This window comes from Sulfitobacter sp. CB2047, from assembly GCF_000735125.2.
GTDB classification, from domain to species: domain Bacteria; phylum Pseudomonadota; class Alphaproteobacteria; order Rhodobacterales; family Rhodobacteraceae; genus Sulfitobacter; species Sulfitobacter pontiacus.
Genome location: NZ_CP072613.1, coordinates 1,443,970 through 1,458,336, shown reverse-complemented (window position 1 = coordinate 1,458,336; position 14,367 = coordinate 1,443,970). Strand labels below are relative to the sequence as shown.

The following is a 14,367-nucleotide window of genomic DNA, read 5'->3' as shown; positions in this document are numbered from 1 at the left end:
GGCGACCTTGCAGGTGCCGTGTTGCAAGACTAACTTGAGCGCTGGACATCTGGTTCCAAACAGAAGGAAAAAACATGCGCGACGCTGCCCCCCAGACGATATATCTGGCCGACTACACGCCTTATGGCTTTATCATCGACGATGTCGCGCTGCATTTCGATCTGGACCCGCGCAAGACCCGCGTCAAAAGCCGTATCTCCTTTCGCCCTAACCCCGATGCAAGCGACAAGACGTTCTTTCTGCACGGGGAGAACCTATCGCTCGTCTCGGCCGCGATTGATGGCACGCCCGTCTCGCCCGAGGTGACGCCCCAGGGGCTCACTTGCGACGTGCCGGACGCGCCCTTCGTCTGGGAAGCGGAGGTAGAGATCGACCCGATGGGCAACACCGCGCTTGAGGGGCTTTATATGTCGAACGGCATGTATTGCACCCAATGCGAGGCGGAAGGCTTTCGCAAGATCACCTATTATCCCGACCGCCCCGATGTAATGGCGGTGTTTACCGTGACCATCAACGGCCCGCATCCGGTATTGCTGTCCAACGGCAACCCCGTCAGCAGCGGCAAGGATACCGCCGAATGGCATGATCCCTGGCCCAAGCCTGCCTACCTGTTTGCTCTGGTCGCGGGCGATCTGGTCGCACACCCCGGCAGCTTCACCACGAAATCAGGCCGCAAGGTCGACCTGAACCTCTATGTGCGCCCCGGTGACGAAGGCAAATGCGCCTTTGGCATGCAGGCGCTGAAAGACAGTATGAAATGGGACGAGGACGTTTATGGCCGTGAATACGATCTTGATCTGTTCAACATCGTTGCCGTGGATGACTTCAACATGGGCGCGATGGAGAATAAGGGGCTGAACATCTTCAACTCCTCCGCCGTTCTCGCGTCGCCTGAAACCTCGACCGATATGAACTTTGAACGGATCGAGGCGATTATCGCGCATGAGTATTTCCACAACTGGACCGGCAACCGCATCACCTGCCGTGATTGGTTTCAGCTGTGCCTGAAGGAAGGGCTGACGGTCTATCGCGACAGCCAGTTTACCTCTGACATGCGCTCTGCCGCGGTGAAGCGGATCGGTGACGTGATCGACCTGCGCGCCCGTCAATTCCCCGAGGACCAAGGCCCGCTGGCCCACCCCGTGCGCCCCGAGAGCTTTCAGGAAATCAACAACTTCTACACCGCCACGGTCTATGAAAAAGGGGCCGAGGTGATTGGCATGCTCAAGCTGCTGGTCGGGGACGAGGCGTATTCAAAAGCGCTTGACCTCTATTTCGATCGCCACGACGGGCAGGCTTGTACCATCGAAGACTGGCTACAGGTGTTCGAGGATACCACAGGCCGCGATCTGGGGCAGTTCAAGCGCTGGTATTCCCAAGCGGGCACGCCGCAGCTATCGGTCACCGAAAGCTGGGACCACGGCACATTGACGTTGCATTTCAAGCAGCACACACCCGCCAGCGCGGCCACCGCCGACCCGCAGCCCTATGTGCTGCCGATCGCTGTCGGGCTGATCGGTCAGGACGGGGACGAGGTGCACGAGACCACGGTTCTGGAAATGACGCAGGCCGAACAAAGCTTTGTCTTTGACGATCTGGGGACGCGGCCTGTGGCATCCGTGCTGCGCGGCTTTTCCGCGCCGGTGGTGCTGACCCAAGACCTGTCGGACGCAGACCGCGCGCATCTACTGGCTCATGACACCGATCCGTTCAACCGTTGGGAACAGGGGCGCATGCTGGCCTATGGCTCGCTGCTGGCGATGATCCGCGAGGGCAAGGCCCCGAACAAGGATTGGCTGGCCGGTATCCGTGCGGTAATCGGGGATGAAACCCTTGATCCGGCGTATCGCGCGCTGATGCTGGGGCTGCCGTCGCAATCCGATCTGGCGCGCGCGCTGTCAGAGGCAGGCGACACCCCCGACCCCGACATCATCTATGCCGCGACCGAGGCGACCCGCGCCGCGATGGCCGACGCCTTTGCCGATCTGTTGCCGACGCTTTATCGCCGTCACACCGTCGACACCCCGTTCGAGCCAAACGCGAAACAGGCGGGCAAGCGCGCCCTGTCCAATGCCGCCCTGTCACTGCTGACGCGCAATGACGACGGCGTGCTCGCGCAAGAGCAATATGACGCGGCCGACAATATGACCCAGCAGCTTTCCGCGCTGGCCAATCTGGTCCGCGCCGGTCGCGGCAACAAGGCTGTGGAGGCCTTCGAGGCGCAGTGGAAAGCGGACCGTCTGGTCATGGACAAATGGTTCGGCCTGCAGGTGATGGAAGCCGACCCCGAGGACGCCCACGAGGTGGTCGAGACGCTGACCAAACACCCGGACTTCAACTGGAAGAACCCCAACCGCTTCCGTGCTGTGCTGGGGGCCTTTGCTGCGCATCACGCGGGCTTCCACCATGCTTCGGGGGCGGGCTATCGTCTGCTTGCCGATTGGCTGATCCAGCTTGATCCGGTGAACCCGCAGACCACAGCGCGGATGTGTTCGGCCTTCCAGACATGGAAACGCTATGACGCTGACCGTCAGGACATGATCAAGGCAGAGCTGGACCGCATCCTGTCGCAACCCGGCCTGTCGCGTGACACGACCGAAATGCTGACACGTATCCGCGGTGCATGATGCCGCCGAAGGTGTCCCGCCGCGGGGGCACCTTCCGCTACCGGCGTGCGGGGCGCAGCCTTTGGACGGCTTTGGTGGTCGCGGCTGTCTGGCTGGCGCTGGTCACTGCCTATGTCGTGATTGAGGCGTCCCCGGTGATACTGGCGATCGTCGCCCTCTTCACCCTGCCCGCGCTATGGGATCTTACGACAAACCCCATCGCCAGCCTGAGCCTCACCACGCAAGCGCTGCTCTGGCAGCGGGGCAAGGATAAGGTCACGATCCCGCTCGACACAATCGACCACATCCGCCTTGATACGCGGCTGGACCTCTCTGTACGCGCCACAGTCAAGCTGCGCTCGGGGCAGCGGTTGCGTGTTCCCCCCGATACCATGCCCCCGCACCGCCCGTTCGAGCACGCGCTGCACGCCGCTGGCGTCCCCACGCAGCGGCACCACTTTAGCCTGCGCGGCTAGGCCGGCCACGGGCGGCGCGTTCAGGGTCACGTTCAGGGGCGCGGCTTGGGGCGCGTCGCATCCAGTGGTTTGCAATAGGCTTGCTGCTTCAGCCAGCGCGACATGTCCCGACGTTTCGCAGGGCTGCGTAACGGGCCCCAGTCCGCCGCCACACCGCGCCCGCCGCGACCATAGATCACCCCGTCACGGGGCACGGTGACCGCCATGATCCGCACCGCACAGCTCAGGTTCGCGGCCCCGTTCTGCAACCCCGCGCCCGTGCCGACGTTGCAGCCATAGCCGCGCGCGGTGGCAGGCAGGATCTGAAGCAACCCGTACCACAGACCGCCCCCCCCGACCGCGCGGGCCTTATAAGTACTCTCATGTTTCGCCAGCGCCGACATGAACCCGACCCAGAACGCCCTGCGGTCCGCGTCCGAGGCAGTGGGATAGGCCGGGCACCAGTCGTCGATGTCGGCGGGCACCATATCAACCAGAGGCTTGCCGTGGGACTTGAGCGCGGACAGCGCCGTGCGCGTCCAGACCGCGTGCCCGCGACGGTGCTGCCACCTTGTGCGCGGGATCACCCCGTTGCGCGCAGGCGGCGAGACCTCGTAAAGATTGATCGGTGCCGCGGTCGCAAGGTCGGGGCCCGCTGTGCCACCATCTCCGGGCACTGCGGGCGCGGGTTCGATCGGCGCGGCGGCGGTCGGCGGCGTGGTGTCAGGATCAGGCACCGCGCTGCGGGCCACCGGGCGCAGGACATTCACCGTCTCGGCCGCCAACGGCAGCGCCACGCCACCGGACAGTAGCGCGACCATCACCGGCGCGAGAATCACCCGCCCCAGACCACCGCGCCGCATGCCGCTGCGGCGTGCTGTTATCTTTGCTGACATTCCTACTCCCCCAGTCGTATTCGCGCACAACATAGCGTGTTCCGCGCCATCGTCGCCGGTCTTTGAACAATCAGGCATTATTCAGCCTTAAAGCCGCGTTCAGACGCTTGGCAAATCCCAGACTAACCATCGCGATGCCATCTTGGTGCCTAAATATCCCGCCATTTTCAGTGGCAGAAGACGGGTTCATATAGGACTGGACAAACGATGCGGCACCTCAAGAATTTATTCAAACGCAAAAGCGTTCCGACGCTGCTGTTGGATTCTGATGATCTTGGCCAAACGCCGCGCAAGCAAGAACCCCGCCCGCAGCCTCAGAAAACCGCGCAAACCGCCGTGCCGCGCCCTGATGCTGTACCGCCTTCGCCTCATGAAATGCTCAGCATCGACTGCCCTGATCCCACTGCCGAGGACCGTCTTTGCGATGAAAACCACCAGTTGGGCCAAGGCTTGGTGCGGCAGGAGAACTGGGCGGCGCTGTCAAAGGTGATCCGCGCGGCAGACGCTGATCGCACGCTCACCCCCGGGTCCATGCCTGTGGCCGAGCTGATCGCCTATGGTGCCCGTGCCGATGTGGTCATGGCGACAGAGCACGCGATCGAGGACGTGGACAGCGGCTTTGCCAAAGCCTTGCTGAGCGGGATCGAGGATTTCGAACATGTGCTGGACGAGCACCAAGACGATTACGTTGTCGCTTGCGTCGTGGCACAGGCCCATATCGACATCGGCTGGGCGTGGCGCGGCAAAGGCGAAAGCAACGTGCTGCCGCAACGCAACCGCGACGCCTGCATCGCCCACTTCGAACGCGCCGGAGAGATCATCGCCCCCTTCATTGCCCAGCATCCCACCAGCGCGCTTGTCGCGGCCACCTGCTGCGCCCATGCGAGCGGGCCGTTCAACCACCAAGGCGGGCTGCGCGAAAGCTACGAAAAGCTGATCATGCTCAACCCGCTGAACCCGCGCCCCATGCGCGCCTTGGGCAACCACCTGCTGCCGCGCCATCACGGCGGCTATTCAGAGCTTGAGCTTGAAGCCCGACGCACCGCTGCGCGGGTACAGAATGTCTGGGGGGCCGGTGGCTATACCTGGGTGATGTTTGACGCGATCTGCTCTGATGATACGGCCTGTGCCAATCTGGACGTTGACTATTTCATCGACGGCTTGCGCGACATCCTTGCGCATCACTCCACCGCCTATTTCGCGAACCTGCTGGCGGCCTATTGCGCCAATATGACCAGCTTTGGCGGCGGCGGAAACGAACGCGCCGACAGCATTCGCGCCCGTATCGGTGCCTGCACCGAATGGATCATCCGTGCACATCTGACAGAATTGCATCCGATGATTTGGGCACATGCCGCCCACGGCTTTGACAACAACCTGCGCATCCGGTCGCCGCATAAATTCGCCGCGTCGGGCCGCGAGGATGCGATGCAGGTGATGACCAGCCTGTTCCGGTCCGAGCTCGCCTCGGGGCAGCGGATCGTGTTCACCAGCAAGGGGCCACAGGCCACGCCCGCCTAAGATCGCCTTTGGGCAGCACCTCTTGGCCGGTCCGTGCGCGCATTGGCGCGGCCTGCCTCTTGCAGCACCCCGCCCCCTGTCTTATGACCAAGGCGTTCTGTTTCTGACGCCAAAGGTGCCCCCATGCTTGACCTGACCTATGACACCCCCAAAGTGCGCACCATTGCGGGTGCCAAACATGACTGGGAACTGGTCATCGGGATGGAGGTGCACGCGCAGGTTCTGTCGAACGCAAAGCTCTTTTCCGCCGCCTCGACCAAATTCGGGGCTGAGCCGAACAATAACGTCGCTTTCGTTGACGCGGCCATGCCCGGCATGCTGCCCACCATCAACGAATATTGCGTCGAACAGGCCGTGCGCACGGGTCTGGGCCTGAAGGCCGAGATCAACCTGCACAGCGCCTTTGACCGCAAGAACTATTTCTACCCCGACCTGCCACAGGGCTATCAGATATCGCAGCTCTACCACCCCATTGTGGGCGAAGGTGAAGTGCTGGTGGAACTCGGCGACGGCACCGCGCGGCTGGTGCGCGTTGAACGCATCCACCTTGAACAGGATGCGGGCAAATCGATCCACGACATGGACCCGAACATGTCCTTCGTCGACCTGAACCGCACCGGTGTTGCGCTGATGGAGATCGTGAGCCGCCCCGACATCCGCGGCCCCGAAGAGGCAGCCGCCTATCTGACCAAACTGCGCCAGATCCTGCGCTATCTGGGGACGTGCAACGGCGACATGCAATCCGGTGCCATGCGCGCGGATGTGAACGTGTCGATCTGCCTGCCCGGTCAATATGAAAAATATCAGGAAACGCAGGATTTCAGCCATCTGGGCACGCGCTGCGAGATCAAGAACATGAACTCCATGCGGTTCATCCAGCAAGCGATCGAGGTCGAGGCGAAACGCCAGATTGCCATCGTCGAGGCCGGTGGCGAAGTGGTGCAGGAAACCCGCCTGTTCGATCCGGACAAGCAGGAAACCCGCTCCATGCGCTCCAAGGAAGAAGCGCATGACTATCGCTATTTCCCCGACCCCGATCTGTTGCCTTTGGTGATCGAACAGGCGTGGGTGGACGACATCGGTGCCAACCTGCCCGAATTGCCTGACGCCAAGAAAGCGCGTTTCATCAACGACTTCGGCCTAAGCGACTATGACGCTTCGGTGCTGACCTCGGATCTGGACAGCGCAGGCTATTTCGAGGCGACCGCACAGGGTCGCGACGGCAAGATGGCGGCGAACTGGGTGATTAACGAACTGTTTGGCCGTCTCAAGAAAGACGAGAAAGTCATCACCGACAGCCCTGTCAGCCCTGCTCAGCTTGGTGGTGTGATTGATCTGATCGCCTCTGACGCGATTTCGGGCAAGATCGCCAAGGATTTGTTTGAAATCGTCTATACCGAAGGCGGCGATCCTGCGGTGATCGTTGAAGAGCGCGGGATGAAGCAGGTCACAGACACCAGCGCGATCGAGGCCGCCGTGGACGAGATCATCGCCGCGAACCCCGATCAGGTCGCCAAGGCGCGCGAGAACCCAAAGCTCGCCGGTTGGTTCGTCGGTCAGACGATGAAGGCCACGGGCGGCAAGGCGAACCCCAAAGCGGTCAATCAGATCGTCGCGCAAAAACTGAACGGCTAAGACATCGGGCCGGGGTTCACCAAAACCCCGGCCCTTTTCTTGCCACGCTCCCCCATCTGACATCCTGTGAAAGGTCATTTATGGACACGCCCTTCCGGTCATCGCCGCGCATCGTTCAGCCCGAATGGATCGACTGTAACGGTCACCTGAACATGGCCTATTATTCGGTGCTGATGGATAACGCCGTCGATGATGCCTATCACCAGATCGGGTTCGGACCAGAGTATCAGAAGACCGGCCACACCACCTATGTCGCTGAATTCCACATCTGCTATCTGCGCGAGCTGCACGAAGGGGCGTCGACCTATTGCACCTTCCAGCTGCTCGACTTTGATGAAAAACGTTTCCATTCCTTCACGCAGCTTTGGCACGAAGACGGATGGCTTGCCGCCACGGGCGAGGCGCTGACGCTGCACATTGACCAGTCCGGCCCCCGCGTGGCCCCCATGCCCGCCGACCTCATGGCGCGGCTTGAGGCGATGAAAACAGCCCATGCCAGCTTGCCTTATCCTGAACAGGCGGGCCGCAAGATTGGTCTGAAACGCTGAGTGTATCCCGTTGCCCACCCCCGTATTGATTTGAAAGCCAGCCGTCATGCCACGCTATGAATACAAAGTTGTGCCCGCCCCGACCAAAGGGTTGAAAGCCAAGAACGTCAAAGGGGCAGAAGCGCGTTTTTCCCATGCGTTGCAAGAGCTTATGAACGGTCTTTCAGGGTATGGGTGGGAATACCAACGCGCCGAGACCCTGCCGTCGATCGAACGCGCGGGCCTGACCGGCAGCACGACAGAGTGGCGCAATGTGCTGGTGTTTCGCCGCCTCCGCGAGGCCGAGCCCGAGGACGAAGCCGTCACTACAGAGCTGCTTCCCCCGCCGCAGCCCGACACGCACGACACGCCCGAGCCCGAAGTTGAAACCACCCAAGCAGAGGACGCAGGCGACGCGCCCTATTTCGAGGATGAGCATGGCGAAACGAAAGACGACGGCAAGACCGCCGTGGTGGCCCCGTCCCTGCTGAACGCGCTGGCGTCGCGCCGTAAATCAACCACCGTGAAAACGCCCGCCAAGCCAAGCGCCACAGCCGCAGAGACCGCCCCGAAGGCCGAGGCAGACACCACGGCCCCGGAAACGGAAACGGCAAAGACGGCAGACTAGCCGCGAACTGTAACGCAGCGCTTAAACGTCGAGATCCAGCGCAAGCGCGTGAATGCGGCCAATCAGATCGGGGCCAAGCGCGCCATGCACGGCACGATGCCGCGCAACACGGTTCAGCCCCTTGAAATGGGCCGACCGGATTTTCACATTAAAATGACTTTCGCCGCCCTCGCGATAGCCCCCGTGGCCGCGATGGCTTTCACTATCGTCAACGACGCTTAATTCCGACGGGGCGAACGCCTCTTCCAGCCGGTCGGCAATTTCTTGTGTCACTGACATTTTTTAGCTCAGCCCCCCTTCAATCTCACAGCCCAAGGTCTAAACTGACCGGCCTGAGTCGGAAAGGTCCATATCATGCCCAAAAGTGATCCCTTTGGATTCGACATGTCCGTGTCGTCTTCGAAAAAGAAAAATCCCCGTGGCCGTCGCGGGATGTCCGGTGCGTCCGAGACATCGCAACGCGTCTGTTCGCACGAAGGCTGCGAAGAACCGGGCAAGTACCGCGCGCCCAAAGCACCGGACGTGCTGGATGATTATTTCTGGTTCTGCCAGAAACACGTGCGCGAATATAACCTCAAGTGGAACTTCTTTGACGGCACCACAGAAGCCGAATTGAACGCCCAACAGTCCAAGGACAAAGTCTGGGAGCGCACGACCAAGCCTCTTGGCGACCCCGAACAGCGGGCCTGGGCGCGTTTGGGCATCGAGGACCCGCATCAGGTTCTGGGCAAGAACGCGACGCAGAACCCCGGCAAAGGGCCTGCCGCCGGTCGCCGCCTGCCCCCCACGGAACGCCGCGCGCTCGAAATTCTGGAAGCCAAGGACACCTGGACCAAACCCGAGGTGCGCAAGGCCTATAAGGCGCTCATCAAGGTGCTCCACCCCGATATGAACGGCGGGGACCGCAGCCAGGAAGAGCAGCTGCAGCTCGTCGTCTGGGCCTGGGACCAGCTCAAGGGCAGCCGCAACTTCAAGGACTGACGCTGCGGCATTGCGGCGGGCCGAGGGCATCGGCATCCGCCTGTGACGGGCTTGAGAGCCATATAGATGGGGCGGTGCAGACAATTGCGCCGCCCCTTTTCCATGTGACACAGGGATTCGCGGTTTTGCCGCAGGTGCGAATTGCCCCTTTCCCTCGCGCTCAGGAAAGATATGTTGCCGTGGACGCCACCCTTGATCCGCAAGCGGTGCGCAAGACAGAAGCATGAAGGACGTACAGAATATGGCCGAGACCTCATTGGACCTCACAACCAAACCCACCAAAGAGATCTCCGTTCGCGAAGTCTTTGGCATCGACACCGACATGGTGGTGCATGGCTTTGAAGAACGTACAAGCCGCGTTCCCGATCTGGACAGCACCTATAAATTCGATCCCGACACCACGATGGCGATCCTTGCGGGGTTCAACCATAACCGCCGCGTGATGGTTCAGGGCTACCACGGGACGGGCAAGTCCACCCACATCGAACAGGTGGCAAGCCTGCTGAACTGGCCCTGTGTCCGCGTCAACCTTGATAGCCACATCAGCCGGATCGACCTGATCGGGAAAGACGCGATCAAGCTGAAAGACGGCAAGCAGGTCACGGATTTTCAGGAAGGCATCCTGCCTTGGGCCCTGCGCAACCCCACAGCGATCGTGTTTGATGAATATGACGCGGGCCGCGCTGATGTGATGTTCGTGATCCAGCGTGTGCTGGAGGTAGACGGCAAGCTGACGCTGCTGGACCAGAACCAGGTGATCGAACCCCACCCCTATTTCCGCATCTTCGCGACCGCGAACACGGTGGGTCTGGGCGACACCACGGGTCTTTACCACGGCACACAGCAGATCAACCAGGGCCAGATGGACCGTTGGTCGCTGGTGGCGACGTTGAACTATCTGAGCATCGACGCCGAAACCCAGATCGTTCTGTCGAAGAACCCGCATTACAACACCGAAAAAGGCCGCAAGACGATCAAACAGATGGTTACCGTCGCAGACCTGACGCGCACCGCCTTCATGAATGGCGAACTCTCGACCGTTATGTCGCCGCGGACCGTGATTGCCTGGGCCCAGAACGCCGAGATTTTCCGCGACGTGGGTTATGCCTTCCGCCTGTCGTTCCTCAACAAATGTGATGAACTTGAACGCCAGACCGTGGCCGAATTCTATCAGCGTCTGTTCGACGAAGAGCTGCCGGAATCCGCCGCCAGCCTGAGCCTTGGCTAAGCTACGATCCACCCCGTGCCCGCGTTGGCAGGGATGAAGAACAAGACGTCCACCGGCAGCTTGATCGGTGGACGACAGTCTGACCGCAGCGCCCCGTTTCGTGTGGCCGCGGTGACCAAAGCCGCAGGTCGGCCGCACTCGGATGGGAGAATGACATGAGCAAACAATCAGATAACCCCGCCGACGCGTTCAAAAAGGCTTTGGCCGAAGCGACCAAGGTCATGTCGAACGATCCTGACCTCACGGTCAGCTATTCCGTTGACCCGTCGGGGCTGAGCGGGGATTCCATGCGCCTGCCGCAGGTCAGTCGTCGCATGACCCGCGAGGAAGTCCTGCTGGCCCGCGGCACCGCTGACGCGCTCGCGCTGAACCGGCGCTATCACAACGGCCAGACCCACGCGAAATACATGCCCGCCGGTGACATGGCCCGCGATCTTTATGAAGCGATGGAGACCGCCCGTTGCGAAGCCGTAGGTGCCCGCGACATGCCCGGCACCGCGGGCAATATCGACGCGAAGATCAAATACGACTCCCTGCGCAAGGGCTATGATCAGGCCAAGCAACCCTCGGACGTGCCTTTGGCGACGGCGGCAGGCTATCTGGTGCGCCATCTGGCAACGGGGCGTGACATGCCCGCCGGTGCCGCCAACGCTATGGAGCTGTGGCGCGGCTATATCGAGGATCAGGCCGGTGGCACGCTCGAGACGTTGAACGACACGCTGGATGATCAGGCCGCCTTTGCCCGCTTTGCGCGCAAGATGATCGTTGATCTTGGCTATGGCGATCAGCTGGGCGATGACCCCGACCAAGGCGACGACGACCAAGACAGCGCGGAGGAAGAAGGCACCGAAGAAGAGCAAGAGCCCGATAGCACCGGTCAGGACGATCAGGACGACGACGAGGCAGAAGCCTCGCCCGAGCAGTCGCAAGAGCAGCAGCAGGATGAATCTCAGGCGCAGGTGTCGATGGATGACACCGCCGATCAGGAGCTTGGCGAAGAGGCCGAGATGCCCGATGGCGACGCCCCGATGGAGCCGCCCGCCCCGCCGCAAGCCTCGGACGCGGACCCGAATTATCTGGTGTACCAGACAGATCATGACGAGGTGATCGGGGCCGAAGACCTTGCCGAACCGGCAGAGCTTGAACGCCTGCGCGCCTATCTGGACCAACAGCTTGAACCGCTGAAAGGCGCGGTCAGCCGTCTGGCGAACAAGCTGCAACGTCGCTTGCAGGCGCAGCAGAACCGGTCGTGGGAATTCGATCTGGAGGAAGGCACGCTGGATGCCGGTCGTCTGGCCCGTGTCGTGGCCAACCCCACAACGCCGCTGTCATTCAAGGTCGAACAGGACACCGAATTCCGCGACACCTGTGTGACCTTGCTGCTGGATAACTCCGGCTCGATGCGCGGGCGGCCGATTTCCATCGCCGCGATCTGCGCCGATGTTCTGGCCCGCACGCTGGAGCGTTGCAACGTCAAGGTCGAGATCCTGGGCTTTACCACCCGCGCCTGGAAAGGCGGCCAAGCCCGCGAGGCCTGGTTGAACGACGGCCGTCCGGTCCAGCCGGGCCGTCTGAATGACCTGCGCCACATCATCTATAAATCCGCCGACGCCCCCTGGCGGCGCACGCGGCCCAATCTAGGGCTGATGATGAAGGAAGGCTTGCTGAAAGAGAACATCGACGGGGAGGCGCTGGAATGGGCGCACCGCCGGATGATCGCCCGCCACGAGGCGCGCAAGATCCTGATGGTGATCAGCGACGGTGCGCCTGTGGACGACAGCACCCTATCGGTGAACCCTGCGAATTATCTGGAAAAACACCTGCGCGACGTGATCGCCATGGTCGAGAAACGCAAGGCGGTGGAACTGCTGGCCATCGGTATCGGCCACGACGTCACCCGCTATTATGACCGCGCCGTCACGATCACCGATGTCGACCAGCTGGCCGGTGCGATGACCGAACAGCTGGCGGCGCTGTTTGATACCGATCCCCGCGCGCGGGCCCGTGTCATGGGCATGCGCCGCGCAAGCTGAGGGTAAGGGACGCTCCGCGGGGAGTTTTAAGAGCAAAATGAAGAATGGGGTGGGGATATGTTTCAATCGTTCGAGGTAACCTCGCGGCCGGAACAAGGGCCGCCACGGCTGGCGGCGCTGCGCAAAGAGCTGGAGGCAGAGGCGCTTGACGGGTTTCTGGTGCCCCGCGCCGACGCGCATCAAGGTGAATATGTTGCCCCCCGTGACGATCGCTTGAAATGGCTCACGGGGTTCACCGGATCGGCCGGCTTCTGTGCCGCTTTGCGCGATGTTGCGGGCGTGTTTATCGATGGGCGCTATCGCACGCAGGTCAAGGCGCAGGTGGCGGATGTCTATACGCCCGTGGCCTGGCCCGAAGTCTCGCTGGCCGAATGGCTGCGCGCACAGCTGCCTCAGGGTGGCGTTATCGGCTTTGATCCCTGGCTGCATGCCGCCGGGCAGATCGCCCAGCTTGAGGACGCCTTGGACGGCAGCGGCATCACGCTGCGCCGCACCGATAATCTGGTCGACCGCATCTGGGAGGACCAGCCCGCCCCGCCCATGAACCCCGCCAAGGTCCACCCGATCGGCTATGCGGGCGAGGCCCATGGCGATAAGATCGCGCGGCTGGCCGAAGGGCTGCGCGACAAAGGCCGTGGGGCCGCCGTGATCACCCTGCCCGACAGCCTGTGTTGGCTGCTGAACATCCGCGGGTCCGATATCGCGCGAAATCCGGTCGTGCATGGCTTTGCCGTGCTGCACAGCGCGGGTCACGTGGACGCGTTCGTCGCTCCCTCCAAGCTGGAGGGGCTTGAGGCGCATTTGGGCGCGCATGTGACCCTGCATGCGCCAGAGGCGTTTTTGGATGCGCTTGGCGACCTGTCGGGCCCCGTGCTGGTCGAGAAGGCCACCGTGCCTGTGGCTGTTTGGGACGCTTTGGGCGACAGGGTCGTCTGGGGCGACGACCCCTGCGCCCTGCCCAAGGCCCGCAAGAACGCGGCGGAGATCGAAGGCTCTGTCGCGGCGCATTTGCGCGACGGGGCGGCCTTGGTCGAGGTGCTGGCTTGGCTGGACGCGCAGCCTGCGGGCAGCGTGACGGAGACGCAAGTGGTGACCCAGCTGGAGACCGCACGCCGCCGTGATCCGGCCTTGCAAGAGATCAGCTTTGAAACCATTGCCGGGACCGGCCCCAATGGTGCGATCATGCATTACCGCGTGACCGAGGACACCGATAGTCTTTTGCAAGACGGGCATCTGCTGGTGCTGGATTCGGGCGGGCAATATCTGGATGGCACCACCGACATCACCCGCACCATCGCCATCGGCACGCCGCCGGTCGAGGCGAAAGAGGCGTTTACCCGTGTGCTGAACGGTTTGATCGCCATGAGCCGTCTGCGCTGGCCCCAAGGGCTGGCCGGGCGGGATATCGAGGCAGTGGGGCGTTTGCCGCTTTGGATGGCGGGGCAGGATTTCGATCACGGGCTGGGCCATGGCGTCGGGGCCTATCTTAGCGTGCACGAAGGGCCGCAACGCCTCAGCAAGCTCAGCACGGTGCCCCTGTCCGAAGGGATGATCCTGAGCATCGAGCCCGGTTATTACCGCGAGGGGGCCTTTGGCATCCGGCTCGAAAACCTTGCCGTGGTGCGGTCTGCGCCTGATCTGCCGGGCGGGGACGCGCATCGCGCCATGCTGTCGTGGGAGACGCTGAGCTTTGCGCCCATCGACACGCGGCTGATCGTGCCGCAGATGCTGACCCAAGATGCGCGAGACTGGCTGAACGCCTATCATCGCGACGTTGCGGAAAAGATCGGGCCGCGGCTATCACCGGTTGCAAAACTGTGGTTGGATGCGGCAACAGCGCCGGTTTGAGCGCGATAT

The 14,367-nt window shown here is 62.2% G+C and carries 12 protein-coding genes; 10 read left to right on the top strand and 2 right to left on the bottom strand.

The window, feature by feature from the left end; translation table 11 throughout:
* Nucleotides 1–74 precede the first annotated feature (74 nt).
* Both pepN and IV89_RS07215 read left to right on the top strand, forming a co-directional pair.
* Nucleotides 75–2,627 (top strand): aminopeptidase N, encoded by a 2,553-nt coding sequence (gene pepN, locus IV89_RS07220; protein WP_037944498.1) that lies wholly within the window; start codon nt 75–77, stop codon nt 2,625–2,627.
* Nucleotides 2,624–3,082, top strand: a complete 459-nt coding sequence (locus IV89_RS07215) for a hypothetical protein (protein WP_235183791.1) — start codon at nt 2,624–2,626, stop codon at nt 3,080–3,082. Before pepN ends, IV89_RS07215 begins: the two co-directional genes overlap by 4 nt.
* A 32-nt stretch (nt 3,083–3,114) precedes the next feature.
* Here IV89_RS07215 and IV89_RS07210 read toward each other — a convergent pair whose 3' ends face one another.
* The gene (locus tag IV89_RS07210; protein WP_037944499.1) at nt 3,115–3,957 is read right to left on the bottom strand and encodes a transglycosylase SLT domain-containing protein; all 843 of its coding nucleotides are present in this window, start codon (nt 3,955–3,957) and stop codon (nt 3,115–3,117) included.
* 207 nt (nt 3,958–4,164) lie between these two features.
* Here IV89_RS07210 and IV89_RS07205 point away from each other — a divergent pair, with 207 nt between their 5' ends.
* From IV89_RS07205 to IV89_RS07190, 4 genes are all read left to right on the top strand, one after another.
* Nucleotides 4,165–5,478 (top strand): hypothetical protein, encoded by a 1,314-nt coding sequence (locus IV89_RS07205; RefSeq protein ID WP_037944501.1) that lies wholly within the window; start codon nt 4,165–4,167, stop codon nt 5,476–5,478.
* 123 nt (nt 5,479–5,601) lie between these two features.
* Nucleotides 5,602–7,113 (top strand): Asp-tRNA(Asn)/Glu-tRNA(Gln) amidotransferase subunit GatB, encoded by a 1,512-nt coding sequence (gene gatB, locus IV89_RS07200; RefSeq protein WP_037944502.1) that lies wholly within the window; start codon nt 5,602–5,604, stop codon nt 7,111–7,113.
* 80 nt (nt 7,114–7,193) lie between these two features.
* Nucleotides 7,194–7,661, top strand: a complete 468-nt coding sequence (locus tag IV89_RS07195) for a thioesterase family protein (RefSeq protein ID WP_037944503.1) — start codon at nt 7,194–7,196, stop codon at nt 7,659–7,661.
* A gap of 46 nt (nt 7,662–7,707) precedes the next feature.
* Nucleotides 7,708–8,268: a hypothetical protein gene (locus IV89_RS07190; protein ID WP_037944504.1), complete on the top strand. Its 561-nt coding sequence runs from the start codon at nt 7,708–7,710 to the stop codon at nt 8,266–8,268.
* 21 nt (nt 8,269–8,289) lie between these two features.
* Here IV89_RS07190 and IV89_RS07185 read toward each other — a convergent pair whose 3' ends face one another.
* Nucleotides 8,290–8,547: a BolA family protein gene (locus tag IV89_RS07185; RefSeq protein WP_005854089.1), complete on the bottom strand. Its 258-nt coding sequence runs from the start codon at nt 8,545–8,547 to the stop codon at nt 8,290–8,292.
* A 75-nt stretch (nt 8,548–8,622) separates the two neighbouring features.
* Between IV89_RS07185 and IV89_RS07180 the strand changes: the two genes are divergently transcribed.
* The 4 genes from IV89_RS07180 to IV89_RS07165 all read left to right on the top strand — a co-directional run bounded on the left by IV89_RS07180 (nt 8,623) and on the right by IV89_RS07165 (nt 14,358).
* Nucleotides 8,623–9,249 carry a J domain-containing protein gene (locus IV89_RS07180; RefSeq protein ID WP_037944505.1) on the top strand — a complete coding sequence of 209 codons (627 nt, stop codon included), beginning with the start codon at nt 8,623–8,625 and terminating at the stop codon, nt 9,247–9,249.
* A gap of 241 nt (nt 9,250–9,490) precedes the next feature.
* A complete protein-coding gene (cobS, locus tag IV89_RS07175; protein ID WP_005854093.1) occupies nt 9,491–10,477 on the top strand; it encodes a cobaltochelatase subunit CobS in 987 nt (328 codons plus the stop codon).
* Nucleotides 10,478–10,632: 155 nt separating this feature from the next.
* The gene (gene cobT / locus IV89_RS07170) at nt 10,633–12,510 is read left to right on the top strand and encodes a cobaltochelatase subunit CobT (RefSeq protein ID WP_037944506.1); all 1,878 of its coding nucleotides are present in this window, start codon (nt 10,633–10,635) and stop codon (nt 12,508–12,510) included.
* A 57-nt stretch (nt 12,511–12,567) separates the two neighbouring features.
* Entirely contained in the window at nt 12,568–14,358 is a 1,791-nt protein-coding gene (locus IV89_RS07165; RefSeq protein WP_037944507.1) for an aminopeptidase P family protein, read from the top strand.
* Nucleotides 14,359–14,367 lie beyond the last annotated feature (9 nt).